Source organism: Streptococcus ovuberis, from assembly GCF_012396585.1.
Lineage (GTDB): Bacteria > Bacillota > Bacilli > Lactobacillales > Streptococcaceae > Streptococcus > Streptococcus ovuberis.
On sequence record NZ_JAAXPR010000020.1, the window covers coordinates 15,196 to 41,619 of the forward strand.

The 26,424-nt window shown below is 45.4% G+C and carries 26 protein-coding genes and 1 pseudogene; 4 read left to right on the forward strand and 23 right to left on the reverse strand.

Annotated elements, in window-relative coordinates; translation table 11 throughout:
• Positions 1 to 36 precede the first annotated feature (36 nt).
• The 13 genes and pseudogenes from HF992_RS09345 to HF992_RS09400 form a co-directional block, all read right to left on the reverse strand.
• Entirely contained in the window at positions 37 to 750 is a 714-nt protein-coding gene (locus tag HF992_RS09345) for a nitroreductase family protein (RefSeq protein WP_168549766.1), read from the reverse strand.
• Positions 747 to 1,649: a primosomal protein DnaI gene (gene dnaI / locus HF992_RS09350; RefSeq protein ID WP_168549767.1), complete on the reverse strand. Its 903-nt coding sequence runs from the start codon at positions 1,647 to 1,649 to the stop codon at positions 747 to 749. The genes HF992_RS09345 and dnaI overlap by 4 nt, the downstream gene beginning before the upstream one ends.
• Complete coding sequence (locus tag HF992_RS09355) at positions 1,649 to 2,815, reverse strand: replication initiation and membrane attachment family protein (protein ID WP_168549768.1); 1,167 nt, start codon at positions 2,813 to 2,815, stop codon at positions 1,649 to 1,651. The genes dnaI and HF992_RS09355 overlap by 1 nt, the downstream gene beginning before the upstream one ends.
• Before the next feature lie 3 nt (positions 2,816 to 2,818).
• Positions 2,819 to 3,286 (reverse strand): transcriptional regulator NrdR, encoded by a 468-nt coding sequence (gene nrdR / locus HF992_RS09360; RefSeq protein WP_168549769.1) that lies wholly within the window; start codon positions 3,284 to 3,286, stop codon positions 2,819 to 2,821.
• Positions 3,287 to 3,607: 321 nt separating this feature from the next.
• Positions 3,608 to 4,096 carry a prolyl-tRNA synthetase associated domain-containing protein gene (locus HF992_RS09365; protein ID WP_168549770.1) on the reverse strand — a complete coding sequence of 163 codons (489 nt, stop codon included), beginning with the start codon at positions 4,094 to 4,096 and terminating at the stop codon, positions 3,608 to 3,610.
• Between the two features lie 152 nt (positions 4,097 to 4,248).
• A complete protein-coding gene (serB, locus tag HF992_RS12075) occupies positions 4,249 to 4,959 on the reverse strand; it encodes a phosphoserine phosphatase SerB (protein WP_246201284.1) in 711 nt (236 codons plus the stop codon).
• Positions 4,960 to 5,022: 63 nt separating this feature from the next.
• A pseudogene (locus tag HF992_RS12080) lies at positions 5,023 to 5,763 on the reverse strand (YihY/virulence factor BrkB family protein); the annotation flags it as partial.
• A gap of 85 nt (positions 5,764 to 5,848) precedes the next feature.
• On the reverse strand, positions 5,849 to 6,706 hold the full coding sequence (locus tag HF992_RS09375; RefSeq protein WP_168549772.1) for a methionyl aminopeptidase: 858 nt from the start codon (positions 6,704 to 6,706) through the stop codon (positions 5,849 to 5,851).
• Positions 6,703 to 7,260: a GNAT family N-acetyltransferase gene (locus HF992_RS09380; RefSeq protein ID WP_168549773.1), complete on the reverse strand. Its 558-nt coding sequence runs from the start codon at positions 7,258 to 7,260 to the stop codon at positions 6,703 to 6,705. The genes HF992_RS09375 and HF992_RS09380 overlap by 4 nt, the downstream gene beginning before the upstream one ends.
• 155 nt (positions 7,261 to 7,415) lie before the next feature.
• Positions 7,416 to 8,678 (reverse strand): UDP-N-acetylglucosamine 1-carboxyvinyltransferase, encoded by a 1,263-nt coding sequence (locus tag HF992_RS09385; protein ID WP_168549774.1) that lies wholly within the window; start codon positions 8,676 to 8,678, stop codon positions 7,416 to 7,418.
• Between the two features lie 177 nt (positions 8,679 to 8,855).
• Positions 8,856 to 9,299 carry a SprT family protein gene (locus HF992_RS09390; RefSeq protein ID WP_168549775.1) on the reverse strand — a complete coding sequence of 148 codons (444 nt, stop codon included), beginning with the start codon at positions 9,297 to 9,299 and terminating at the stop codon, positions 8,856 to 8,858.
• Positions 9,300 to 9,303: 4 nt separating this feature from the next.
• A complete protein-coding gene (locus tag HF992_RS09395) occupies positions 9,304 to 9,918 on the reverse strand; it encodes a DUF1349 domain-containing protein (RefSeq protein WP_168549776.1) in 615 nt (204 codons plus the stop codon).
• A 9-nt stretch (positions 9,919 to 9,927) separates the two neighbouring features.
• Positions 9,928 to 12,087 carry a helix-hairpin-helix domain-containing protein gene (locus tag HF992_RS09400; protein WP_168549777.1) on the reverse strand — a complete coding sequence of 720 codons (2,160 nt, stop codon included), beginning with the start codon at positions 12,085 to 12,087 and terminating at the stop codon, positions 9,928 to 9,930.
• Between the two features lie 382 nt (positions 12,088 to 12,469).
• On the opposite strand from HF992_RS09400, the gene HF992_RS09405 reads away from it, so the two are divergent.
• Genes HF992_RS09405 through HF992_RS09415 form a run of 3 tightly spaced genes read left to right on the forward strand, consistent with a single transcriptional unit; the run spans position 12,470 to position 14,327 of the window.
• On the forward strand, positions 12,470 to 12,613 hold the full coding sequence (locus HF992_RS09405) for an SPJ_0845 family protein (protein ID WP_168549778.1): 144 nt from the start codon (positions 12,470 to 12,472) through the stop codon (positions 12,611 to 12,613).
• 2 nt (positions 12,614 to 12,615) lie between these two features.
• Positions 12,616 to 13,512: a permease gene (locus tag HF992_RS09410; protein ID WP_168549779.1), complete on the forward strand. Its 897-nt coding sequence runs from the start codon at positions 12,616 to 12,618 to the stop codon at positions 13,510 to 13,512.
• Positions 13,512 to 14,327, forward strand: a complete 816-nt coding sequence (locus HF992_RS09415) for a TIGR03943 family putative permease subunit (protein ID WP_168549780.1) — start codon at positions 13,512 to 13,514, stop codon at positions 14,325 to 14,327. Before HF992_RS09410 ends, HF992_RS09415 begins: the two co-directional genes overlap by 1 nt.
• A 505-nt stretch (positions 14,328 to 14,832) precedes the next feature.
• Here HF992_RS09415 and HF992_RS09420 read toward each other — a convergent pair.
• The 4 genes from HF992_RS09420 to HF992_RS09435 form a co-directional block, all read right to left on the reverse strand.
• A complete protein-coding gene (locus HF992_RS09420; RefSeq protein ID WP_168549781.1) occupies positions 14,833 to 15,585 on the reverse strand; it encodes a ChbG/HpnK family deacetylase in 753 nt (250 codons plus the stop codon).
• 534 nt (positions 15,586 to 16,119) lie between these two features.
• A complete protein-coding gene (locus HF992_RS09425) occupies positions 16,120 to 17,364 on the reverse strand; it encodes an ABC transporter permease (protein WP_168549782.1) in 1,245 nt (414 codons plus the stop codon).
• Between the two features lies 1 nt (position 17,365).
• Positions 17,366 to 18,058 (reverse strand): ABC transporter ATP-binding protein, encoded by a 693-nt coding sequence (locus tag HF992_RS09430; protein ID WP_168549783.1) that lies wholly within the window; start codon positions 18,056 to 18,058, stop codon positions 17,366 to 17,368.
• On the reverse strand, positions 18,039 to 19,211 hold the full coding sequence (locus tag HF992_RS09435) for an efflux RND transporter periplasmic adaptor subunit (protein WP_168549784.1): 1,173 nt from the start codon (positions 19,209 to 19,211) through the stop codon (positions 18,039 to 18,041). The genes HF992_RS09430 and HF992_RS09435 overlap by 20 nt, the downstream gene beginning before the upstream one ends.
• A gap of 376 nt (positions 19,212 to 19,587) precedes the next feature.
• Here HF992_RS09435 and gorA point away from each other — a divergent pair, with 376 nt between their 5' ends.
• A complete protein-coding gene (gene gorA / locus HF992_RS09440) occupies positions 19,588 to 20,940 on the forward strand; it encodes a glutathione-disulfide reductase (protein ID WP_168549785.1) in 1,353 nt (450 codons plus the stop codon).
• A 120-nt stretch (positions 20,941 to 21,060) separates the two neighbouring features.
• On the opposite strand, the gene HF992_RS09445 is transcribed toward gorA, so the two are convergent.
• The 6 genes from HF992_RS09445 to serC form a co-directional block, all read right to left on the reverse strand.
• Positions 21,061 to 21,417 (reverse strand): Spx/MgsR family RNA polymerase-binding regulatory protein, encoded by a 357-nt coding sequence (locus tag HF992_RS09445; RefSeq protein ID WP_168549786.1) that lies wholly within the window; start codon positions 21,415 to 21,417, stop codon positions 21,061 to 21,063.
• A gap of 38 nt (positions 21,418 to 21,455) precedes the next feature.
• Positions 21,456 to 21,944: a methylated-DNA--[protein]-cysteine S-methyltransferase gene (locus HF992_RS09450; RefSeq protein WP_168549787.1), complete on the reverse strand. Its 489-nt coding sequence runs from the start codon at positions 21,942 to 21,944 to the stop codon at positions 21,456 to 21,458.
• Between the two features lie 250 nt (positions 21,945 to 22,194).
• The gene (locus tag HF992_RS09455; RefSeq protein WP_168549788.1) at positions 22,195 to 22,656 is read right to left on the reverse strand and encodes a DUF3916 domain-containing protein; all 462 of its coding nucleotides are present in this window, start codon (positions 22,654 to 22,656) and stop codon (positions 22,195 to 22,197) included.
• A gap of 2 nt (positions 22,657 to 22,658) precedes the next feature.
• Complete coding sequence (locus tag HF992_RS09460; RefSeq protein ID WP_168549789.1) at positions 22,659 to 23,840, reverse strand: 3-phosphoglycerate dehydrogenase family protein; 1,182 nt, start codon at positions 23,838 to 23,840, stop codon at positions 22,659 to 22,661.
• A gap of 295 nt (positions 23,841 to 24,135) precedes the next feature.
• Positions 24,136 to 24,687, reverse strand: coding sequence for a GNAT family N-acetyltransferase (locus HF992_RS09465; protein WP_168549790.1), 552 nt, complete (start codon positions 24,685 to 24,687; stop codon positions 24,136 to 24,138).
• A complete protein-coding gene (gene serC / locus HF992_RS09470) occupies positions 24,677 to 25,774 on the reverse strand; it encodes a 3-phosphoserine/phosphohydroxythreonine transaminase (RefSeq protein ID WP_168549791.1) in 1,098 nt (365 codons plus the stop codon). Before serC ends, HF992_RS09465 begins: the two co-directional genes overlap by 11 nt.
• Between the last annotated feature and the right edge of the window lie 650 nt (positions 25,775 to 26,424).

The window sequence follows — 26,424 nt, forward strand, 5'->3', positions numbered from 1 at the left end:
ATTTTTTCAATAAAAATGGTTAACAGAATGATTCGCTTAGAGAAGTTTTTTCCGAATCAAATGTTCTTGAGTCACAGGACTTTCAGGATGGCCAAATTGTTGAGCTATTCGCTCAGACCATAACTCTGTCTGACGGGCACCTGCATAGACTGTTTGTACCTGATCGAAATCCGCAATAACTTCTGCTGTTGCCGGTTGATAAACCTCATCAAATGCTACCGCTGCCAAAGGCAAACGAGGCTTAACAGGATTATGACGCTTAGGCACACCTAGAGCAATCCCAAAAATCGGGTAAGTATGGTCAGGCAATTGTAAGAGTTCTGCCAAACGATCGGCTGATTGACGAATCATACCAATCATCACCCCACCATACCCCAGACTTTCAGCCGCTAAGAGAATATTTTGGCCAGCAAGAGCCGCATCAACCGATGTGATTAAGAGGTTCTCAGCTCCCTGAGGATAGAACGTTTGGCCGTGCCCTTCTGTCGCTAGTTGGGCCCTATGGAGATCTCCTACCATGATGACAAAGGTATCGCAGGTCAGTATCCAAGGTTGTGGTTCCAAGTCGTAAATGGCTTGTTTTTGTTCTTTTGATCTGATTTTAATCATGCTGTAGGACTGAAAATTTTTCCAGCTAGATGCTGCTTGCCCAGCCTCCAAGATAGCTGTCAGCTCTTCATCAGGAATGCTTTCCTCAAGAAAGGAGCGAACAGATACATGGTTTTTCATAAGTTTGATGGTTTCGTTCATCTGCGATTGTCTCCTTTAAGATGCATGGGGGTACTTAAAAACTTAATCCGCTCCATCAGTCGTTTGGCCTGCCAAGTTTCATCGCCTGCTCTGCCATTGGCAAAATGCCGCTCCAAGTCTTCCAAGTTAAAGTTCGAGGTAAAGAAGGTCGGTAATTCTTCTTGCATACGGTGCTGCAAAATAACCTGCAAAACATCGTCACGGATCCAAGCACTGAATTGCTCCGCTCCAATATCATCTAAGACCAAGACAGGAGCAGTCTTGATGTCATCAACCATCGCTTTGACACTGCCTGTACTAATGGCATTCTTAATATCAACGGCAAAGCTTGGAAAATGAAGCAAGGTAGTCGCCACTTGGCATTTCTCAGACAGTTCGCGAGCCAAATAAGCCATAACAAAGGTTTTCCCAACGCCAAAAGAACCATAGAGGTAGAGACCTGAGCGATAAGATTGCCCATATCCATCCACAAAATCAGCCAAGTAGAGGTAAATGGCCTCACGATTGGGATCCCTAAAATCCATGTCCCTTGCAGAAACCTGACGAAGGCTCTTAGGAAGGTTTACCAAATTGATCCGTTGATTAATGCTCTTTTGAGAAACAGCTTCAAGCAGTTCCTCGGTCTCTTCGTAACTGACATCAGCGTAACCCTTATTCATGATTAACTTAGGGCGATACCCCTTCAAAATATAGGCTACTGACTTGGTTAAGTAGTTATCCCGTTCCTTGATAAATTCAAAAAACTTAGAGACCGAGCGAAGGATTTCTGCCTCTGTCATACGATGTGTGGCAATAAAGGCTTGAACTTCCTGGTCGGCAAGGATTTCTGCCTTTAATTCCTCATAAGTCTTAGTTCCTTTGATAGCCCGATTGGCTATTTGACTAGAAATTTCTTGCATTATTCCACCTCCTTATCGCCTAACATTCTGCGCCTAAGCGCTTCTAATCTCTCTAGTTCTTCTGGGGTAGCCTCTGTTCGATAACTTTCCTTACTCCATTCCGGTACATTACTGGAAGCTGCTTTAGGTTTCACCTGATCATTCTTAGCGTCACCACTCTTAGAACGTTCCCCCCGCAAGTAGATGATCGCCGCCTCTGCGCTGGCTATTTTCTGATAGGACAGATCATTAGCTAATTTCAGGGCATATTTTTCATTAAGATTGGCACTATCTAGTTTTTGAAAGGTATAAAAGACAGCAACATTAATCACACCATCCAGGAGACCTAGCTGGGTCAATTGTTTGACCAATTGGCGCTCTGAATTTGTCACCACTGCTTGCCTAGCCTGTTTTATATCGGCCAAAAATCCTATAGGATCTCGGCGATTGGCCCATCGGATTAAGGAGTTTTCGGCTTCTGAAAAGGCTTGATTGGATACCGGCTGAGCCTGCAATGTGCTGAACAACCGCTTCGTCGAAATCACCTGACCAACAGCTGTTTCCTTAGCCAACTGATAGGTCTCATACCACGTTTTTTGGGTTTTTTCTGAAAAGCGAAAAAGTTCCAAAATATCGTCAGATTCTTTGTCAAAGCGTAAATTGTCCCGAGCCATCAACTGCTTAAAATGGTCCAAGTCAAAATCTTCTGGCAAGGCCTTTTTAGGCTTAAAATAGACCGAATCGACCTGTCTAAAGATGGAAGATAAGGGCTGATTCAGTGATTTGGCTGGAACTAGAGGAGCTGGTTTTAAGCGCTCTACCTTAGTTTCGCCCAGTCTTCTAGTCAAAAGATTAGCTAGGACCTGATGCTCAAAGAAGGAGGAAGCCGTCAACGGTGAATGTAACACCAAGCGGTAGTGACCCGTTTCGAGTTGCGAAAAATCCACGAGATACACGGCTGTCAGGGTCGCTAAACTCTTTTCAAAATCGGACATGCCAACATTAAGATAGGACAAGATATCGCTAAATAAGTGCCCCTTTTCCCCATCATCTTGAAAGCTAACAAGGTAAGCGTAAAGGGATAGTCCTAAAGGACCAATCAAAGGAAGATAGTAACGTGTTAAACTCTCCATATCCTGATGAGTACGCCGATTTTTGACGTAGAAAAAGGTCTCATTTGGTCGCATGGCTTATCCTTTTTTCTTATTTCCTTTGATGATTTCTTTGAGCAGGTTTTCTAATTCCCCGACATCTTTGAAGCTTCGATAAACACTCGCAAAACGAACATAAGTAATCTCATCCAGGTCCGCTAACTCTGCCATGACCAGATTTCCGATCACATCACTCTCCACTTCACCATCATGCTGACTCCTGATTTTCTGCTCAATCCGGTTAACCACTTCATCAATGTCACTACTGGATACTGGCCGTTTCTGGGCAGAACGGATTATTCCATTAAAAATCTTATCTCGCGAGAATTGTTCCCGAGTACCATCTTTTTTAACAACCACCAAGGTTTTTTCTTCCACACGTTCATACGTTGTGAAACGGTGATCGCATTCTTCACATTCTCTGCGACGACGGATGGTATTGCCATCTTCTGCCTGACGACTGTCAATAACACTAGATTTCAACCCGTTACATTTTGGACACCGCATAATAGCCCTCACTCATTCATTATCTTCTTATTTTACCACAAATTCCCAGATAACAAAAGCCGAGCGCTGGGCATTTCGCGACATAGGCTTGATGATAAGAGATGTATCTTCAATATGGAGATATGTTTTTAACTTACATCTGTTTTCATGAATTTTATCGTCCTTTCATTCTTGATTAATAGTCTAAGGCAAGGCATGTTTTGATACCATCAGGCACCTTTTTAGGCTACCATTTCAAAAAAACAACGGACAATCAATCATTTTCCTCTGCTGATCCTTTTAGTGGATAGTTAGCCACGATTTTCACTGTGCTTACACTTGTTACACGTCAATCATTTGATAAGCGTAGCCCAGGTCATCAATAAACCGCAACATATCTGCCGTAGACAAAAAAACTGTCTTGGTATTGTCATTGGGATGGAAACTCATTCTGTCTTCGGATAAAATTGCCTTATCTAAAAGCACCTGAACGTCTCGTTCTCGGTTGTTCAGTAATCCAAAGATTGAAACAGAACCTGGTGCTATACCTAATTTTTCCTTGAGGCTATTAGCAGAAGCCATTCGCAGACGGGTGGTTTCAAGAAGCTCCGTGAGTTTTTCCATATCAAGACGTTTCTGATCATCCATGATAATGAGATAATAAGCGGTTTTTTTCTTATTGGTCAAAAACATGGACTTGGTGCGAACTCCAGGAATCCCTTTGATATAACGATCGGCTTCTTCTGTCGTGTAGGCTGGTGGATGTTCCACAAGCTCTATGTCTATCCCAAGCCTCCCTAAACATTCCATCACTATTTGGTATGGGGACATAGGAACCTCCTCTGGTAACGTTCTTTTTTTATACCCTCATTCTACTTTTTTTCTCCTATTTCGTCAAAAAGTCTCCATTTGGGTATTCAAAAAAGATTGAAGAGCCACTCAACGAAATCCGCTCTTCAATCTCTAGTATTTGCAATATGGCTTTAAGTGTCTTTTTCTGGGGAAGTCTGATCCTTTTGATCCATAATTTCGATGACCTGATAAAGGTCTAGCGTGTTGATCTGGTACGGCGCCATAGCCTTTACCATGGGCTTGGCATTAAAAGCGATACCAATTCCTGCATTTTCAATCATGGGCAGATCATTGGCGCCATCCCCCATAGCGATCGTCTGCGATAACTCCAGGTTATTTTCTTTCGCCCAAGCTGTCAGCATGGCCAATTTAGTTGCCTTGGTCACAATATCGCCTTCGATCCGTCCTGTCAACTGTCCATCCTTGACTTCCAGCTTATTGGCCTTGACATAGTCAATTCCCAACTTCTTGGCTAAGGGGTCTACATTTTCATGGAAACCACCCGAAACCAACCCAATCTTGTAGCCTCTGGCATGAAGCTCTTCAACCAGCTGTTCTGCACCTGTATTAAAATGAAGCTTGGTCAAGACCAAGTCAAAAACAGTCTCTGGCAACCCTTTTAGCAGGGCCACACGCGCTTTCAACGCTTCTTCGAAGTCTAGCTCTCCCTGCATAGCCTTTTCTGTAATCGCTGCAACCTGAGGACCAACGCCTGCCAACTCGCCTAAAATGTCAATGGCTTCCTCCTGAATGAGAGTACTATCTACATCCATAACCAGTAGGCCTTGTGTCCCTTTGACGCCCTTTTCTTGTTTACGTTTAAGGTTTTTCAACTTTTCCATAAGTCCCGCTAGTGTTCCACGACGAGCTGTGAAGCTCGGTTCGTCCAGAGCTTGAAAACTAGCGTTGAGAACTGCACCAACAATCAGTAACTGCGCAATCAAGATAAACCAAACCATTACCACCAACAATAACACGTAGGACACCAACTGGAAGCTTTCAAACTTACCCATGTACTGGTCCAGGTAAAGGGAGACAAGGTTGGTTGTTCCTGACAAGACTCCTACCACAAAGAGTGTTCCTGGCAGGACATAGCGCACTTTTTTGATGCGGACATTGGGCAAGAAAGCGTAGAGCATCATAATAATCAATATAAAGCCTAAAAAGATCCACGGTTGCGTCCATGAAAGAACCGTTCTCAGAGCCTTCATATCAAGTGCAACAAAACGGTTGACAAAGGAAATGATGGTCTCCCCAAAAAAACCAACAGATACCAAGAGGAAAAGTCCAACCTGCAGAATCACGCCGACCAGGATGCCAACTAAACGGCCCACAACCATATCGCGGTGATCTTCCATCCCATAAGCCTTGTTAAAGGCCTTTTGCAGAATAATCATAGACTGCGAGAAGGTCCACAGGGTCGTTGCAATTGACAGTCCCAACCAGCCTGAGGAAGGATTGGTCAAAATATTTTTAACCATAGCTCCGAGATACTCGTAAATTTCTCCAGGCAAGGCATTTTTGAGAAAGTCCAAGACATCTTCTACCTGAATCGGCAAATACGGTAGGAGTGAACTGAGGAGGAAAAAAACAGGAAAAATCGCTACTAATAAGTAGTAAGCGACTGCTATACTGGTCAAATCCATCTCAGCCCCTTGGAAAAAACGAAGAAAGTTTTGGACAAAGGGGTGGTTTTGGATTTTTTGGATAAAGGCTTTCACGGTTGACCTCCTAGTAGGTTCCTTCTTCTCCTTGGCTAGTCAAGATCACTGGACCATCCTTGGTGATGACAAATTGGTGTTCGTACTGGCAAGACAGGCCTCCGTCTAACGTCTTATGCGCCCATCCCGTCTTAGAATCGGTATCAATCTCCCAAGTCCCCGTGTTGATCATGGGTTCAATCGTCAGGACCATTCCCTCACGCAGGCGAAGCCCGCGTCCCGCACGTCCATAGTGGGGCACCATCGGCTCTTCGTGCATGGTTGGTCCGACACCGTGACCTACTAAATCACGGACCACTCCGTAACCATGGCTTTCTGCATGGGCCTGAATAGCAGCACCGATGTCTCCAATACGATTGCCTACAACAGCTTGCTCAATCCCTTTATAAAGGCATTCTTTAGTGATTTGCATGAGAGCCTTAACCTCTTCAGATACCTCTCCTACCGCATAGGTCCAGCAAGAATCTGCCACACCTCCTGTGAAGCGTTGAGTCACTTGTTTCATGGCGGGAACATTGTCAAAGTCTAGCTTAGAGACATCTAACTCTGACTTATCTGCCAATCCCAGAACCATATCCACGCTGATCATGTCTCCCTCGACCAATTTGCGATGACGGGGAAAGGCATGGGCAACTTCATCATTGATGGAACAACAAGTGGCATAGGGATAGTCCATCAAATGACCATCCACACCAATTTGTAAGGGGAGTACATTTTCCTCCTTACAGCGTTTTCGCACGTAAAGTTCAATCTCCCACATGTCGATACCTGGTTTGATCAAATCCCTTAGACCGACATGGATACTGGCCAAAACATCTCCTGCTTTGTCCATCAATTCAATTTCTCTAGCTGATTTTATTGTAATCATTTTGTCTCCTTCAACTGGTAATCTTTTCGATCGTAACGGTAATCTTTAAATGTTCTCATGCGATGCGAATAGCGGTCACTCCCCTTATACTGTCGGTAAAATGAAAAACCTACACTCTCAGCCAAGGCTTGGCTTGCCCTATTTTCATCATGGGTTTTAACAATTAAGCGTCTAAGAGGGAATTGGCTAAAACTCAAGAAGACAAGTTGCCTCAACGCTTCCTTACCAAAGCCCTGCCTCCAAAAATCTCTGTGCAGGAAATAGCCGATCTCTGCCTGGCCTGTTCTAACTTGGATTTGCTCCAAGCGAATGGAGCCGATCATACGACCACTAACCTTGTCCTCCAAAGCCCAAATCCCTAAAGGTTGACGTAGGAAAGCCTCAACCAAAAGGGTCTGACACAGCTCAAAACTGTCTAGGCTGGGATGGATAAAGCGCGTGTTATCTGGATCTGATAAAATCGCATAAAGGTCTTGGGCGTCTGTATAACGGAAAGGGCGCAGAATCAAGCGTTCCGTCTCAACCCATGCCCACTTAGCTAAAGCATTCCACATCGCTTCTCCCCCACTTTTAACTTAGCATCTGCACAAAGTCACTTACCGCCTATCCTAAGACTAAATCGCTTGTGCTCGCACGCTTGTTTGTTAACGGTCCGCTCAAGGTCTGCGACAAAACCCCTCAGCTAAGTCAAGAACTGAGGGGGATAGGATTAGGCCTCTTCGACCAGCTCAATCTCTGCGCCTAAAGCCTGCAACTTGGCAATAATGTTTGAATAACCACGTAAAATAAATTCAACGTTGGTGATGGTGGTTTGACCATCTGCCATTAAGCCTGCAATGACTAAGGTAGCGCCCGCCCGAAGATCCGTCGCCTTAACCTGGGCTCCTTCCAAGGGATTAGCTCCCCGATAAGCAATTCTATCCCCTTTTACGCTAATGTCAGCACCCATACGGGCTAATTCTGGAACATGGCCTACCCGTTTTTCATAAATGGTATCATGAACCGTCCCCTGACCTGTAGCCTTCAATAAGAGGGCGGTCAATGGTTGCTGCAAATCAGTCGCAAAACCTGGATAAGGAGCTGTCTTGACACTAACAGACCGTAGGCTTCCTTGAGGTTCCACAAAAACACTATCTTCGGAGACCGTCATACGAACCCCCATTTCTTCTAACTTGGCGATGAAGGATTCTAGGTGTTCGTAGAGGACATTATTTATTTTGATCCCTTGACCAACAGCCGCAGCTAAAGCGATATAAGTCCCCGCCTCAATCCGATCTGGAATAACCTGATGGCGGGTACCTGAAAGGCGTTCTACACCCTCAATGGTAATCACATCAGTCCCCGCCCCACGTATATGAGCTCCCATATTATTGAGGAGAGTCACCACATCAATGATTTCAGGCTCACGTGCGGCATTCTCAATGACGGTTCTTCCTTTAGCTTTAACAGCTGCCAAAATCGTGTTAATGGTCGCACCGACCGATACCGTATCCATGAAGATGGTCGCACCGTGCATTTGTCCATCAACTGCCTTAAGGGTCATGTTCTCGCCCTCATAGCTAATGGTCGCTCCCATGGCTTCAAAAGCCTTGAGGTGAAGATCTATCGGCCGAGGTCCTAAGTCACAGCCTCCTGGCAAGCCAACGGTCGCAATTCCAAAACGCCCCAAAAGGCTTCCATAAAAATAATAAGACGCTCTTAAGCTATTGATTTTACCGTAGGGCATAGGCATATTTTTAAGACCGCGAGGATCAATGGTTAACGTCTCTCCATCCCGCTCAACAGTAACCCCCATGACTTCCAAGATATCAATCAAGCTATCAACATCTGAAATCTGGGGCACACCATCTAAAATGACCAAATCATCTGCTAAAACAGCCGCCGGTATCAGGGCAACCACCGAATTTTTAGCCCCCGAAATAGTAATCTCCCCTTTTAATGGGCGGTTACCAGTAATTTTAATTTTCTTCATTACAACATGTCTCTTTCAGTTCTGATTTCTAAAAATCACAGCAGGGTCTATTATACCATAATCTTAGAAATTTACCAGCAGAATTGACCTCAATCAAAAAAGTAAATCATTACCTAGAATTGACGCCAATCTGACTAGCCAAAGTGGCTGACAAGCTAAGAATTGACCTAAACCAACTCAAATCATCTCTTCTCCTACAAAACTGAGCTTCCCTCGGCAACGGCCACAGCGGTATTTTGTAGTGTCTATCTGGCGTTTACGGCTATAAAGCTGTCCACAACTTTCACAGCGGTAAGTTTTATACAGAGTCTGCTGGGATAGGTGAGGGACGAACCTCAGGCCGTCAACCCGCTGAAGCAGTTCCTTGAAATCCTTGTCCCCGTGCTTGTAGCCCTTTCCAGCATGGTAAAGATGGTAGTGGCACAGTTCGTGGCGGACAACTTTCCTAAACACCTCTAATCCCTGATATTCCAAAACCTTAGGATTAAAATCCAAATGCCCATCTTTTGGAAAGAAACGCCCTCCTGTACTGCGCAAGCGACTATTCCAAATAGCCTCATGCTCAAAGGGTTTCCCAAAATCCTCTAGCGACACCTCGCGAACATAGGTCAGTAAATCCACGGAACTAGACCTCATCTGGCTGTTGGCCATCATGGGCCAACCATTGACACTCCCCTAAGCTCATTTCGCTAAAGATGGCTGTAAAAGAGGACGCTTCTGGCGAGCAGGCATAGAGGCCAAACCGAATGGTTCCAGCCCCCTTATGCAAGTGACAAATCCGCATCTGCTGGAAATGGAGCTCGTCCTCAGAATATTCAATGCAATAATCAGCCCCCCATCTGCTCAAACGGTACCGTATGATTTTGACCGAAGCGGGTATAGCTGTCGTCGCCCAATCCGAATAGCCATGATTGGTCACCACACTTCCCAAGTGCTGGTACTCCTCATTTTCATACTCAATAGAACCCTTGAGCCAATTTTCCGAATCCAGATAAACCACGATTCCGCATTGATCGAATCGGGTATGGCTTTGCGTAAACTCCGTTTTGACCGTGAAAGAGAAATAGGGTTCATCGGTCTCCATCTGCAGAACAGGAGCATTGTCATTGACAAACTGGTAATAGGTCTTTTGCCACAAATCGGTATGGGGCTGGGTCGTGATAGTAACCCGATCCTCTGCAATCTCGTAGACCTCAGGTTCCCGTGTCCACTTCAGATCCTCGGTCGAAAATGATTTCATTGATTCTCCCTATTCTTTAGCTTTAGGTTTTAGAAGACTTAGGCCAATACGGCTTCGCTTGATGTCCACTTCTGTCACCCAGACGGTCACAATGTCCCCAACAGACAAAATTTGACTAGGGTGAGGAAGCTGAGGAAGGCGACCTGTCTTCTTATCACGCTTGCGCTCCTGCATTCGAGACACATGAATGAGACCGTCTTCATGCACCCCGATATCAACAAAAGCACCAAAGTCAACAATGTTGCGCACTACCCCTTCCAATTCTTGCCCAATTTGGAGATCTTTCATGTCAAGGACATCCTGACGAAGCACAGGCGCAGCAAAATCATCCCGCAGGTCACGACCCGGTTTGAGAAGATCCGAGACAATGTCTTTCAGAGTGCTTTGACCGATCCCAATTTCTTGTGCAACCACAGGTAGGTCTACTTTTTCAAGTTTGGCATGTGCTGTCTCATCCAAATCTGTAATGTCCAAGAGTGTTAGCAAACTCTCAACAGCTGCATAAGACTCCGGGTGAACCCCAGTGTTGTCCAGAAAGTTTTCTGCATTCGGTAAACGCAGGAAACCTGCCGCCTGCTCAAACGCCTTATCGCCCAGACGAGGGACTTTTTTGAGCTCCTCACGGCTCTTCAGTTCCCCGTTCTCTTCACGGTATTTGACAATATTCTCAGAAATCGTCTTATTGAGACCAGCCACGTGGGCTAGGAGAGCAGGACTGGCCGTATTGACATTGACCCCGACCTGGTTAACCACCGTGTCCACTACAAAGTCCAGCTCTTCACTGAGTTTTTTCTGACTGACATCATGTTGATACTGACCGACACCGATCGATTTAGGATCAATCTTGACCAGCTCTGCCAGAGGGTCTTGCAGGCGTCTAGCGATGGAAATGGCAGAGCGTTTTTCGACAGTGAGATCTGGGAATTCATGTCGCGCAAGTTCAGAAGCCGAGTAAACAGAAGCGCCACTTTCATTGACAATCACATAACTCACACCATCGTGGGCTGGCAAAAGCTCTGCCACAAAAGCTTCGCTTTCACGACTCGCTGTTCCATTGCCAATAGCGATAATTTCCACACCATGCTGGTCAATCAATTGAGACAGTTCTTGCTTGGCTTCTTCGATTTGACGAGCGGAAGCTGGTTTGACCGGATGAATGACATGGGTTGTCAGGAGTTTGCCTGTGGCATCCACAACGGCCAACTTAGCCCCCGTCCGGAAGGCTGGGTCAAACCCTAAAACGGTCTTGCCCTTAAGCGGTGGCACCAGGAGAAGGTTTCTCAGATTCGTTGAAAAGAGGCGAATCGCACCATCTTCTGCACTCTCGGTCAACTCTGCCCGTACGCGACGTTCCATGGCTGGAACCACTTTTTTCTTAATGGCATCCGTAATGGCTGCTTCAATATAAGGATTTAACACCTTAAACCGCGCTTGGTAAAATCGTTGCATCTTCTCAAAATGGTGCTCAAAGCTAACCTTTAGGATTCCCAAATTTTCACCACGGTTGATGGCCAAAATCTTATAGCCTTGTAACTTCTGCACAGGCTCTGAAAAGGCATAATAAAGCTGAAATACCTGCTTATCGTCCAGACTCTCATCCTTTAGGCTGGAAACCAGGCTAGAGTAAGTCCAGATTTCATTATAAGTCCATGCCCGCAACTTCGCATCCTCAGACAAGCTCTCCGCCAAAATATCAACCGCTCCAGCCAAAGCCTTATCTGCACTAGAAAAGCTCTCTGAGACAAAGTTTACTGCCTGCTCTTGCAAATCTGAAACATTTTGCAAGATTAACCGTGTCAAAGCCAATAAACCTGCTTCACGCGCAACGGTTGCCTTAGTGCGACGCTTCTCCTTATATGGCAGGTAGAGTTCCTCAACATCCGCTAATTTTTCCGCCCCTTCGATCGCTTCCTTCAAACCTTCTGTCAGCTTACCGAGCGATTCAATCTTGGCCAGAACACTAGCCTTACGATCAGCGAGGGCTGTCAAGCTCTTGTCGAGGTCAATCACGGCCTTAATGGCCACTTCGTCCAAATCTCCCGTCGCTTCCTTGCGGTAACGAGCGATGAAGGGAATCGTATTCCCTTCTGCGGTCAGACTAAGCACTGTATCAATCTGTTTGAGACTGAGGCCTAAAGCCTCAGCTATTTGTAAATATTTCTTGTCCATAAGACCTATTATAACACGTTCGAGCCCCCTTTTACCAGCTAAAAAAGAGGGTGACTCTAAAACAAACGAACCCTCTTGTTCTGACACGAGCCACTCTAAAACTGTCTTTCTCTTCCCATTTGTAGTATAATATAGGGTACTGAGAAAGGCATGGGGCAAGGGTTCAAGAAAATCCGTTAAGACTGTTGTTTCTACCCACTCTAGGGGGCTTCCTGAAATGGGACAAGGCAAGAGGCTCTCACCAGCACTTTCCACACGTTGTTGCCGTATTTATAAGGCGATCCCTCTAATAGCCACTCCGGTTTTGCCTTCAGCAAAAATGACTACCGGCCTGGCCTTTAGTCAATCCACTGGACACTCGTAAACATAAGGAGACAATCGTATGCCAGTAACCTACCATAAACAAGACGAATGGGATAAACTCTTTGAAAAATTTGCCAAATTCGATGAGTTAGAAGCGGTTACCTTCCCTGACCCTCAGGCAAAGGCAACTAAGCAAGTTCAGCCAGATGCCAAGGAAGTTTAGCCATGTTTGCCCATCTACCAACCAGCCTGCTTCAAGCAGGCGCCATTTTTTTATCCATCATCATTGAAGCCCTGCCCTTTGTCCTGATCGGAAGCTTGATTTCAGGAGCTATTGAAGTCTATATTACCCCCGACAAGGTGCACCAGCACTTGCCTCAGCACAAGGTCTTACGGATTATCTTTGGTACCTTCATTGGCTTTTTCTTCCCCTCTTGCGAATGCGGCATCGTCCCCATCGTCAACCGCTTTTTGGAGAAAAAGGTCCCAAGTTACACCGCTATTCCCTTCCTGGCGACAGCTCCTGTGATCAACCCCATTGTTTTACTTGCCACCTATACTGCTTTTGGAAATAGCTGGCGCTTTCTAGCCCTTCGCGCTCTGGGAGCTATTTTAGTGGCTCTGGTTCTCGGCCTTCTTCTGGCCTTTGTCCAAAAGGAGCCCATCCTAAAACCTCATCGCAAGGCCGTCCATGACCACGATTTTTCCCATCTAAGCCCTAGCGCAAAATTGTTTCAAGTCTTCATCCAAGCGATTGATGAATTTTTTGATACTGGGCGTTATCTCGTTTTTGGGTGTCTTTTTGCTAGTTTGGTTCAGGTCTACGTTCCCACGCGAATCCTGCTCAGTTTAACCACCAATCCTTTAACAGCCATCTTACTGATGATGACCCTTGCCTTCTTGCTCTCACTCTGTAGTGAAGCAGATGCCTTTATCGGCGCTTCTCTCCTATCCAGCTTTGGCATGGCTCCTGTCATAGCCTTCCTCGTCATCGGCCCTATTATCGATGTTAAAAACCTGCTGATGATGAAAAATTATTTCCAGACCAAGGCCATCATTCAATTTCTGTTCGTCTCTAGCATGGTTGTCATCGCCTACGCACTTGTCCTAGGAGGTCTGTGATGTTGCGTTTTCTGATTTTAATGGGGTACTTTGAAGTGACCATGTACCTCCACTTGTCTGGCAAATTAAACCAGTACATCAACCTACATTATTCTTATCTCGCTTACCTGTCCATGGTGCTCTCGTTTATTCTAGCTGTTGTCCAACTCATCGTCTGGACTAAACAGCTTAAACCGCACAGCCATTTAACCAGCAAAACAGCTAAAATCAGCAGTCTTGCCGTTCTCCTGATCCCTTTAATCGTCGGGATATTTTTCCCAACAGTTACCTTAGACGCCACTACCGTCTCCGCTAAAGGCTATAGCTTTCCGCTGGCAGCCGAAAATGATCGAGGCACTCAGGAACAAGAAGGAACCAGTACCCAATACCTGCGTCCAGATACCTCCTCTTTTTTCACCAAATCTGCCTATACCAAGGAGATGAAAAAAAGTCTAGCCAAATATGAAAAGCTAGACCACATTCAGGTCAACACAGAGAACTACATGGAGGTCATGGAGGTCATCTACGACTATCCCGATCGGTTTGTGGGCAAGACCATCAGCTTCACAGGCTTTGTGTATCAGGACCCAGATAAGTCTGATAACCTTTTTGTCTTTCGTTTTGGTATCATCCACTGCATTGCCGACTCGGGGGTCTTTGGGCTATTGGTAACGGGGAGCCCGACAATTTATCCTAACAATACTTGGGTCACTGCAACAGGAACCATTCAAGTCAGCTACCATCAAGGGTTGAACCAATCCCTACCATCTGTAGTTCTTGATACCATCACCCCTGTTGGTACACCCGACAACCCTTACGTTTATCGAGTCTTTTAACACCGAAATCTCTATTTTTAGCCTTCCTTGATTTTTTCGCGCTCTCAACCATTTAAAATATAGCCAGAACTAGAGCAACACGCCATTGCAACAAGATCAAGCAACCGAAGAATCTCTTGTCTAGGCTAGTTTTTGAGGAAAATACCTCAAAAACCAACTGTTGCATAGCTTAAATAATGGCCTCACGATTATCAATACTTTTGCATCGACTTAGAAAAGAATCTGAAACCAAAACTGCCTATCCAAACGATTAGGGATAGGCAGTTTCTGAAATACTCTACGTTTTTGAGATATTAGCGTTACCTAGTTTTTAGTTAGGTCATCCCTCCAATAAAGCTACAACTGAGGAAGCAGGTGCTCTAAAAAGACTGGTGGCTGAAGGACTTAAAACTCCTGTTAGACATCCGACTTTAAACCAAAATGCCTCTATTATCTTGAATGGCTAAACCAAGCCACCTCTAAAGCAAAAAGGTCTTCGTTCCTTTATTCTGTTTCTGGCCTCCCTCTACAACTGCCGGTAGTCCATCAAGATGACATCTTGCTCAACTAACCACTCTTTAACTCTGGGATCCGTCAGAATCTCAACTTCTAAACACCGTTCGTTTAATAAGGTCGAATGGGTTAGCAAATAGTGATCAAGGTAGCCTGGATGAAAGACTGCCAGTTGAACCACATCATCACCGGCAAGAGCAACTATTTTTTCAAGCATAACTAGCGGATCATAATCTGGGAGCATACTGTCCATCGTAAAGGTTACCTGAGAGTGGCCAATCGTCACAGGTTCTCCACCCATTGAAAAAGGAGAATACTTAAGTCCAAATTTATTGGCAACATGTTCTAATCCCTTGAAAAAGTTTTGCGATGCGACAGCATGCCCTTCAAAATAATCAGGCTTACGACCGAATAGCTCTACAAAACGATGATATTGTGCCTCAATCTCGAGAATAACTTCCTCAAAGACAACAAAATCTTCTTTAGCTTCTCGGTAGGTCCTAGAACTTTTAAAATACCCATTGTCATCAACCAGACTAGGAATCAATCTAGGATCTGTTAGGGGCCTCTCAGCACAAATATTGGTATGAACCCCAAGGGCAATATCACAATCCTTAATTAAATTAACACCATGCTCAGTCGCTGGCATATTAACCATGACACCTAGGCTTCTAATCAGTCCTTCCTTAACAGATTTTTCTATCCCATAATTGACCGCCTCAGAATACCCAAGATCATCAGCACGAAGTAATAGTTTTTTAGACATGTTCTACCCTTTCTTCTATCATACATTAAACGAAAAACTCTTCAGAAGACATACCTCACCCCCTAAATTTAGAGTTTCAAGGTCATGCCTCCCGAAGAGTTACAATCCAAATACATTATACCGTCATTCTACACCAAAATGAAAACGATGTCAACAGTTTTTTTGAATAAATCCCAGCTATATGAGCAAAGAAAATACACTATTTCCCCAAATTTTTTCGAGAGACCTTCCCTACTCGTCACCAAGCTCCTCAGCTAAATGCCTAGTAACACAACTGTTAGCTGAGGAAGCTTTGGTCAGGAAACCAGTTTTTGGCAATCTTCTAAATACCACACTCAACACATTAGGGAAATAACAGGTCTTCCGAAGATAAAAATTAAAAATAGAGTTACTAGAACTCCTCTAAAAGGCCTAGTAGCTCTATTTTATGACTATCACTCTCTGTGGCTCTCAAGGAGCCACACTAACGCCAATCGTATTGGGGCAGAAAACGTTTCGCCGAATAGGGAACAACTGCCTCCAACAAGCCAATCATCATTCATAGCGCAAGGCTTCGATTGGGTTGAGCTTGCTGGCCTTGTTGGCTGGCAAAATTCCAAACAGAATCCCGATAAAAGCGGAGAAAAGCATGGCGCCTAGGCCAACATCCAAGGAAACTCTGACCGGCATAGCCATATCTGGATTAGCCGCAAAAACTCCCTCTAAAATCTTAGTCAGACCAAAGGCGATACCTAGCCCGATGGCACCACCAATCATGGTCAGAACCATGGCCTCGATCAAAAATTGGTTCAAGATTTTAAATCGAGTCGCTCCAAGCGCCTTTCGCAAGCCAATTTCCCGTGTCCGCTCTGTGACGGAAACCAGCATGATGTTCATCACCCCAATTCCTCCGACTAGGAGTGAGATTCCTGCAATGGATCCTATAATCGTTGTCATAATCCCAAACTGACTGTTGATATCTTCCACTAGACCTGACATATCAAAAGTGGTGAATTTCCCACCTTTTTCAGCGACTCCAGAGATTTCAGTCAGCTTAGCCGCAGCTAGATTACCAATGTTGGTTGCCTGTTTCACATCCTTGATATGAATATAGGCACTGCCAACCTCCGGAGTCCCAAACTCTGCTGCCAGCTGAACATTGGTCATCAGGGCACTCCCCCCAGACTTCATCCCATAGATGGATGTCCCCGCATCTGGGTCTTCAAAGACCCCAATAATCAAGAAGCTACGACTCCCCACCGTTACAATCTGATTCAGAGCGGAAGTCATGTCTCCAAATAATTTCTCAGCCAAGGTCTGATCCACCATGATGATACTCGCATAAGTCTGGTAGTCCTCAGCTCTAAACGAACGTCCTGCCAAAACCTTGTAATCCTTCACATCAAAGTAGGTCAGGTTTCCACCTATCAAATTGACCGATTCTGCCTTTTTATTGCCATAGCTGACCGTATCATTAGCCCCGTTAGTGACATAGTAATTTTCAACCCCATCAATTTCCAACAAAGAGGGTAGCCACTCTTCCTTAATCTGCGTGGCATCCTCACCATAGAAGGCTCCGGGGAACATAAAGCCATCTTCTTCAGATTCTTCCGGTTGATAATAGAGTTGGATATCCTGCTGATCTTTAGAGAAGCTACTAATCACCTGCTCTTTCATCCCATTTCCCAATGCCATGATGACAACTACCGCAGCAACACCAATGATGATCCCCAACATAGTCAGAAAAGACCGCATTTTGTGACTCCAGATAGAGGTTAGGGCAAATTTCCAGTTTTCCATTTTACTCCCCCTCTCTCACATCTTCTGTAATCACGCCGTCCCTCAGAACAATTCTTCGGCTAGCATAGGCTGCGATTTCCGGCTCATGGGTAACCATGACAATGGTCCGACCTTCACGGTTAAGTTCTGTCATTAAATCCATGATTTGCGCTCCAGTCTTCGTATCCAAGGCCCCTGTTGGCTCATCGGCAAGGATGATAGCCGGATCATTGACGAGCGCACGGGCAATAGCTACCCGCTGCTTTTGACCGCCCGAAAGTTCCGATGGCAGATGATGCTTACGCGCAGAAAGTTCCACCTTATCAAGATACTGCTCAGCCAAACGCTTGCGCTTGCCTTGGGAAACACCTGCATAAATCAAAGGCAATTCCACATTTTGAACAGCATTGAGTTTGGACAGCAGGAAAAACTGCTGAAAAACAAAACCGATTTGCTTGTTGCGGACCTTGGCCAAATCCTTGTCTCCCAAGTGCTCCACCTCTTGACCTTCCAATTGGTAGTGGCCAGAAGTCGGTTGATCCAGAAGCCCGATGATATTCATCAGAGTAGATTTCCCAGAACCAGACGGGCCCATAATAGCCACAAACTCCCCTTCTTCAATGGTCAGACTGATGTCCTTCAAGACTTGAAGATCCTGATCGCCATTACGATAGCTTTTGTTAATATTTTTGATATCAATTAGTGGCTTGCTCATCAACTGTCACCTCCTGACCATCTGTCAAATCCATGGTCGGATTTTCGATGACCTTATCCCCAGCCTTCAAACCGCTCAAAATCTGCTGATTAGCGCCATCCGCGCTCCCTATTTCAACAACTGTGCGTTTAATTTTGTGACTGGTCTTGTCATAGGTATAGACATAATAGGTGGTCTCATCATCTGTCAGGACTGCTCCGACAGGCACAATTAAGCCCTTTTGATTGTTATTGACTTGAATACTAACCGTGAAACCTTGTTTTAACTCTGCTAAATCACTGGTCAATTGCACCTTAAATGGATACTTCGCATTTGAGCCTCCTGCTGCTGTAGTTGAACTATCACTGCCTCCAGCACTTGACGGATAATCAGAAATATAGCTCACTTTACCTGTCCATGTCTTATCTGGATAGACCTTAGAAGTCATACTGACCTCCTGATCTACCTTGATATTAGCCAAGTTATACTCAGACATTTCTCCGGCAACTACCAGACTACTGTTATTGACGATATGGATAACCGTTTGAGCAGAACCAGTGGTACTCTTAGCAACTGAACGGTTAACTTCGACCACTGTCCCAGCTACGGTGCTCTTAACTTGAGCTTCATCTAAGGCCACTTGAGCCTTGTTGATGCCATCAACAGCATCCGCGCGTGAATCTTGGAGGTCACTCATCTGAGAGTTGACGCTACGCTGTGCTGTCGCTGTAGCCTGTTGATCCGTTTCTTCGTCTCCAGTCTCAGTCACTGTCACCCCGTAAGTATTAAGCTCGTAAATTTGCCGGTCAATTTTATTCAAAGCACGGACAGCTGCGTCGTAGGCCATTTGAGCCTCCTTGCCATCATAAGAGAACAAGACCTGGCCAACTTGAACCTGATCCCCAACCTTGACCGCAATATTAGCAATATCTCCCTTAGCTGCATCGTAGTAAACATATTGTTCTTCGTTGGCCTTAACTGTTCCAGTCAGAAGGGTGGATGACGTGAGCTGACCTTCTTTGGCTTCAGCGATTGTATAGCTCATCTCATCGACCGTTTCTGCCTTATTTCCTCCTAAAAAGCCAAGCCCCAACATAGCTACTAGGGAAACCACCACTAGACTCCCCAGACCGATTACAAGCCCTTTAAATGCCTTGCTTTTTCCTCTAAACATAATAATCTCCTTTGTGTCTTTGTCTTGTTTATATCATACAATAATTTGAACGATTTGGCAAGACTTCTCCAATTTTTTAAACTATTTTCAGAAGATCACCTGACTTCTTGATGCTATTATACCTCAAATTAGCGGTTCCTAACCTTTCATTTGGCATGATTTAGCTTACAATTCTGTAAGTTTTCTATTCAAGGAGTTTCCTTTTGTAGGGGAATAGCAAAGCTTCTGACAGTAATCATTGTTGACCACCATGCGATTTCCTACCATATTCATTGAGCGTTCAGACCACCTCGCTTGCTTGCCCATAGCAGATTTTTGACCTTTCCTTAAAAAAAGGCTACAATACCTCTAAAAGACTAAAAGGAGTTAAAAAACAATGGGCAAACAATTTGATGTGATTGTCATCGGAGGCGGATCAGGTGGATCCGGTTTTGCTAATCGTGCTGCCATGCACGGTGCTAAGGTTGCTGTAATTGAGGGAGGACAGGTCGGTGGGACCTGTGTCAATCTTGGATGCGTTCCTAAAAAAATCATGTGGTACGGTGCCCAAGTCGCTGAGACCTTCAAGCATTATGGACCAGACTATGGCTTCACTCCCACACAAATCCAGTTTGATTTTAAAACCCTACGTCAAAATCGGGAAGCCTATGTTGAGCGTTCCCGTAATGGCTACGCCAATAATTGGGCTCGAAACGGCATTACTCACATTGAGGGCTATGCGCGTTTTATCGACCAGAAAACGGTGGAAGTCAACGGTGAGCAATACTCTGCCGACCATATTCTCATCGCTACTGGCTCTCTCCCAGCCATTCCTAACATTCCAGGAGCAGAACTAGGGGAGACTTCAGATGATTTCTTTGCCTGGGAAAATTTACCCCAATCCGTAGCAGTTATCGGAGCAGGCTACATCGCTGTCGAACTGGCTGGGGTTCTCCACAGCCTAGGTGTCAAAACAGACCTCTTTGTCCGCAAAGAAAGTCCTCTGCGCAACTTTGATCCCTATATTGTAGAAGCTCTCGTTGATGAAATGTCCCGTACCGGCCTTAGTTTGCATACCCATAAGATTCCAATATCGCTTGAAAAACTAGCTAATGGCCAACTAAAATTGCACTTTGAAGATGGAAGTTCCCACACTGCAGACCATGTGATCTGGGCGATTGGGCGTAAGCCAAATGTTGATCAAATCAATCTCGAAGCTGCTGGTGTCACCTTAAACAGCAGAGGCTTTATCGCCGTTGACGCCTTCCAAAACACGGTTGTCCCTCATATCTACGCCCTTGGCGATGTGACGGGCGAGAAGGAATTGACGCCTGTGGCGATCAAGGCTGGACGCACTCTAGCAGAGCGGCTCTTTAATGGCCAAGAACAGGCCAAGATGGATTACGACAATATTCCGACCGTTGTCTTTTCTCACCCTGCCATCGGGACTGTGGGTCTGACCGAACCCCAAGCCATAGCAGAGTACGGACAAGAGGCTGTCAAAGTGTATACCTCTAGCTTTGCATCTATGTATTCGGCTGTTACCCAGCACCGTCAAATGACCAAATTAAAACTTGTAACTGTTGGTGCTGATGAGAAGGTTGTTGGCCTACACGGTATCGGTTACGGCCTCGATGAAATGCTTCAAGGATTTGCTGTTGCGATCAAGATGGGGGCTACCAAGGCAGACTTTGACGCCACAGTTGCCATTCACCCAACCGGTGCCGAAGAATTCGTCACCATGCGATAAGCCAGACGCCTAATCTAGAAAAGGGGAGTTCTTCCCTCATCAACGAAAACTCCCTTCAACTAAACCAAACACTCCCCACCTTAATCAGGTCTCAGCCTGACAAGGTAGGGAGCTTTTTTTCTAGTTTAGGCGATCAGCATATGGTGTCTTGTAACCGATTTGTAGGATTTTACCGTCCTTGATGAGGAGGGGGCGCTTGATCAGCATGCCGTCCGCCGCAAGCAACTCCAAGGCTTCTTCCTCCGTCAGACTGTCAAAACGGTCTTTGAGCCCCAAGGCACGGTAGCTGTTTCCAGAGGTATTAAAGTATTTTTTCAGCTCCAATCCAGTCGCCGCCATCCATTCCTTGAGCTGGCTTGCTGTCGGTGGTGTTTCCTTGATGTCAACAGCTGTGAAGTCTACACCCAGCTGGATCAGCTCTTTCTTAGCAGCCTTACAGGTACTGCACTTAGGGTATTCATAGTAGAGATAGGTCATATTTTTTTCCTTTCGTTTTTGGGAAAATGGCAGAGCGGTCAGTCTGCTCGGTGTTCATTTTCGTGATTGAGCAGCCAGATTTTCTTATCTAGGCCACCAGCATAACCCGTCAAACTCCCATCACTGCCTAATACACGGTGACAGGGAATAAAGATGGACAGCGGATTTTTCCCAACTGCTCCACCAATAGCTTGACTAGAGCGGCATTGCATGCGGTCTGCTAAATCCTTATAAGTACAGGTCTGTCCGTAGGGAATGGTTGCCAACTCCGACCAAACCCGCTGTTGAAAAGCAGTACCTTGAGGAGATAAGGGAACAGCTACTTCGAGCACCTCGCCTGCAAAGTAGCTCTCCAGCCACTCCACTGCCTGCTGAAGGATGACAGAATCTCCCATTTCTACAGGCTCTTTTATCCCTCGCTCAAAATGAGCTTGCCCCAGAAACCAAGCACCGATCAAGCCTGTCTCATCAGCTACCAGAGAAAGTTCGCCGATGGGAGAGCGGTAAATCCTTTTGATAAATACCATACGGTCTCCTTTTCCATCTTTTCAGAAAATGAATACAGGCTCACCCCAGAGAATAATTACTATAAGACAACGCCATCACACCCATCTCAAGCAATACACCTTCCAAAACCAGCATAGTACGGCGTGAACACATCATCAGCCTCTCATTTTTAGATCGTTCAGCCAATTTTCTTGCTCTATCCTTTTATACCATTCTAGCGAAGAAAAGTCCAGCCCCTCAAGGAGGAGCTTAACAAACACCTTTTTATAATTAGCCTAGAGCCAGAAGGTGGGTGGTGGTGTTCCCATTTTTTTCGATAAAGAGCCTGGCTGGCAATACCTTAGGTAAGGCGTACCCCAAAAATAACTTTGGCGAGGCATCAACCTCTAACCACGTTTGGTCTGACCAATTCCGTCGCCAAAAGTTCTCATAGTAGGTCTGGTCAAAAAAGAGCATCGCTCGACTGGATAGCAGATTTTCCTCTCTCAAGAGGAAAATCAAGCGAACGCCCTCTGGCTGATGAGGTAAGTTTCTCGCCATAAAGGCAAAGACAGCAGACAGGTAAGCCTTTCTTGTCCGTGATGACAATTTTTGTCCATCAACCACCAAACGGTCACAGAAGCAAATGTCCTGATACGAGCTACCATCAGTTGTCCAGTCAAGAGGCCGAGCCAAACGTCTGAGCATCCTCCTCACCAAGCGCTTCTGCTCACGGAAGGCTTTCTGCCTCATGTCTACTGATTCCCTTCAATCAACCGCACGCGGACAATCTGCTCGTCTGCTTCAAAAGTAGCCACCAACTGATCAATCTTGCTGCGATCGTCTTCTTCCAAGTCAAGAAGAGTATAGGCAAACTCTCCTTTAGAACGATTGATGATGTTGTCAATGTTGATACCAAGTTCAGAGACAGCAGTTGTGATTTTCGCTACCATATTTGGCACATTTTGGTTGATGAGGGTGATACGGTAAGGAGCGGAAAGCGCCTGATGGACATTAGGAAAGTTGACGGAGTTGGTGATTTCCCCTGTCTCCAAGAATTGGCGAATCGTCTGACTGGCCATGATGGCACAGTTGAGCTCAGCCTCCTCGGTCGAGCCCCCCACATGCGGAAAGACTGTCACTCCGGAGCGATTAAGGAGTTCTTCAGTCCCAAAGTCGGTGATATAACGCTTAATTATCCCTGACTCAATCCCCTCAAAGAGCGCCTCATGATTCACTAACTCAGCACGCGCAAAGTTGATCAGAACCGTTCCTTTTTTCATGAGGGCAATAGCCGAGCGATCAACAAGATTAGCAGTGTCGGGTGTCAGCGGGACGTGAATCGTGATGTAGTCAGACTGGCTAAAAATCTCTTTCAGGTCATTGACCCGCTTGACATGGCTAGAAATATTCCAAGCCGTTTCAATGGATACATAGGGATCGTAACCCAAGACCTCCATCCCCAAACGGCGCGCATCGTTAGCAATCCGTCCTCCAATTGCTCCCAGACCAATGATCCCTAAAGTCTTGCCAGCAATCTCAGTCCCAGCGAACTGGCTCTTCCCAGCCTCAATCTGTTTAGGAATATCACTCCCCTTGAGGCTATTTGCCCACTGGGTAGCTGAAAAGTAATCTCTAGCCGCTAAAAAGAGAGCGGTCAAAACAGCCTCTTTGACCGCATTGGCATTGGCGCCCGGCGTGTTGAAAACTACGATTCCCTGGGCAGTTGCCTCATCAACGGGGATATTATTTGTCCCTGCACCCGCACGAGCAATAGCCTTGAGGTTGCTTGGAAAGTCAACGCCATGCAAATTCTGACTACGGATGATATAGCCATCTGCCTGGTCCGCTCCAACTTGGTCAATGGTAAAGTGGTCGCCCAACTCAGCCAAACCAATTTTGTTGATGTTGTTATAGGTTGTGATGTTAAATACCATGATGATCCTCTTTATATTTTTGCAAAACAGCTTCTTTGATCCTTATGAACGTGAACAAGCCTATGGTTTCGTCGCTAAAATTTGAATCCACGTCCATCTTTGCTTTAAGATTTTCAAGTTCAAAACTTCAATTATCAGAAAACGCCTAACCACTTTTTGGTGCTACAAGGCTATCCCTATCAAGCGATAGCCACTCGTCTGGCCAATCGACACAATTAATTTAGCCGACTATTAGCGGTCATTTGATTCAATAAAAACCGGTCTCATCTCACCAAAAGGGGGAGTGCCCTTCTTTCTAGTCCAAACTACCGAACTCTGCCACTTCTTGGTAGTAAGCTTGTTCTTGCCGAGTTTTGATTTTTTGGTAGGCCAAGCGTTCCCCATCAATCGGTACCTTACCACAATAGACATAGCCTAACTTTTCAAGAATATGTTGCATGATCAGGTTTTTCTCGTGGGTATCGCAACGGAAATCCTGTCCCTTGGTTCCTTCAATCAGCCCCTGCATAAAGGTCTGAGCCACCTTTTGACCACTAGCCTTGGCAGAGACAGCTATTCGATGGAAAACCGTGTAACGTGGGTGATTATGCTTCCATTTGCCATCATAAATCTGCTCATAAGCTTCTTCACGACCAGTAATCACCGCCGCATAAGCCACAATTTCCTGTTCAACCAAGGCAACCCATCCCTGACCAAGTAAAATGTCATCGATAATGTCAATTTCAGTAGGGTAACCGTCTGCTCCTTGCCATTGATCGCTGCCGGAAGCCTTCAGAAAAGCACGGGCATCTTCAATCACAGCCATAATGGCCTTAACTTCATTGGGATGAGCTAGTCTAATCTCCACTGTGTGCCTCCTCAAACTCTTTCATAAAATTCAGCAGAGCCTCAACTCCTTCAAGCGGAAAGGCATTATAAAGACTCGCGCGCATGCCACCAACACTTCGGTGGCCCTTGATGTTTTTAAAGCCCGCAGCTTCAGCCTCTTGGCAGAAAAGCTTGTCCAAATGAGCACTCGATGTCGTAAAGGGAATGTTAGCCACCGAACGGTCTTCTGGATTTTTCACAGGATTTTGGTAAAAGGCTGACGCGTCGATATAGTCATAGAGCAGACCAGACTTGTGTCGGTTAAGCTCTGCCATTTTCGCAACCCCACCCAAGCTCTTGACATGCTCAAAGACTAACTTGCTCATATAGATCCCAAACGTCGGCGGCGTATTGTAAAGGCTCACGTTATCCACCTGCACCTTGTAATCTAGCATAGACGATAAGGCCGGCATCGTGTTAATCAGGTCTTCACGGATGATAACGATGGTCACGCCAGCAGGTCCGATATTTTTCTGAGCGCCAGCATAAATCAAACCAAAATCCTCCACCCGATACTGAGCTGCTAAAATATTGGAACTCATATCGGCTACAATTGGCACACCATTGGTCTCAGGCATCTCGTAAATAGCCGTTCCTTCGATGGTGTTGTTAGTTGTCAGGTGAACATAGGCAGCTTGCGGGTCAATAGCTGAGCTATCAAAACTTGGGACTCGGTCAAAGTTACTATCTTCTGACGAGGCAAGTAAGATTGGTTCAAATGGCAGAGTCTTAGACAACAAGACCGCTTCTGTGTAGGCCTTTTTCCCCCAAGAACCAGCCACATGATAGTAAGCCTTCTTGCCCAGTGCGAGATTGAGAGGAATCATAGAAAATTGGGTTGAGGCTCCTCCCTGTAAGAAAAGAACCTTATAGTTGTCAGGAATGCCCATGAGCTCACGAAGCAGACTCTCAGCCTCTTTTATGATGTGGTCAAATTCCGGAGCCCGGTGGGACAACTCCATAACGCTCATGCCTGAGCCTGCATAATTCAGAAACTCGGCTTGCGCCTTTTTAAGCACCTCTTGAGGCAGGACGGCTGGCCCTGCTGAAAAATTATACACCACCATATCAAACCTCCAAAAAGAATTTTATTCAGTATAGCATAATCTTTCAGAAATCACCATAATTTTTTGAAAATTCCGTGAAAATGTTCCTTTTTTAAAACGCAGCTGATCCTTCAATCTAGCATACTTTACTGGTTCTCAATTCCTTACTGCCCATCCCTCTCGCATCAGCCGATTTAGTCACTTTGCTCACCCATGCTGGAGCAGTAAACCTATCCCTTATTACTAATCAACAAAGATGCCATAGAAATCCTCTCCGAGTAAGTATTAGCCTTAGCCTGCTTTAAGAAAATCAGATGGACTTTGTCTAACCTCACTAAATAACCCTTAGCACTGCTCCTCAACTTGCCCTAATGACTGAAAAGTAGGGGAGAAGGCTACCACACTCACCCTAAATGCACCAACCCCGCTAAGCCAAAAACTCTCCTCAGTAAGGTCTGAGTGAACTGCACCCCAAAAGTTAGACACAAAATCTAACAATTGGGGTGCTTTTTGTATGAAATTAAGTTATGAAGATAAATTAACCATTTATCATTTGAAAAAACAAGGGATGACATGGACAAAGATTGGAAAACTATATGATGTTAATATCTCTAATATAAAATATATGGTTAGACTCATGGATCGATATGGCGTAGAGATTGTTAAGAAAA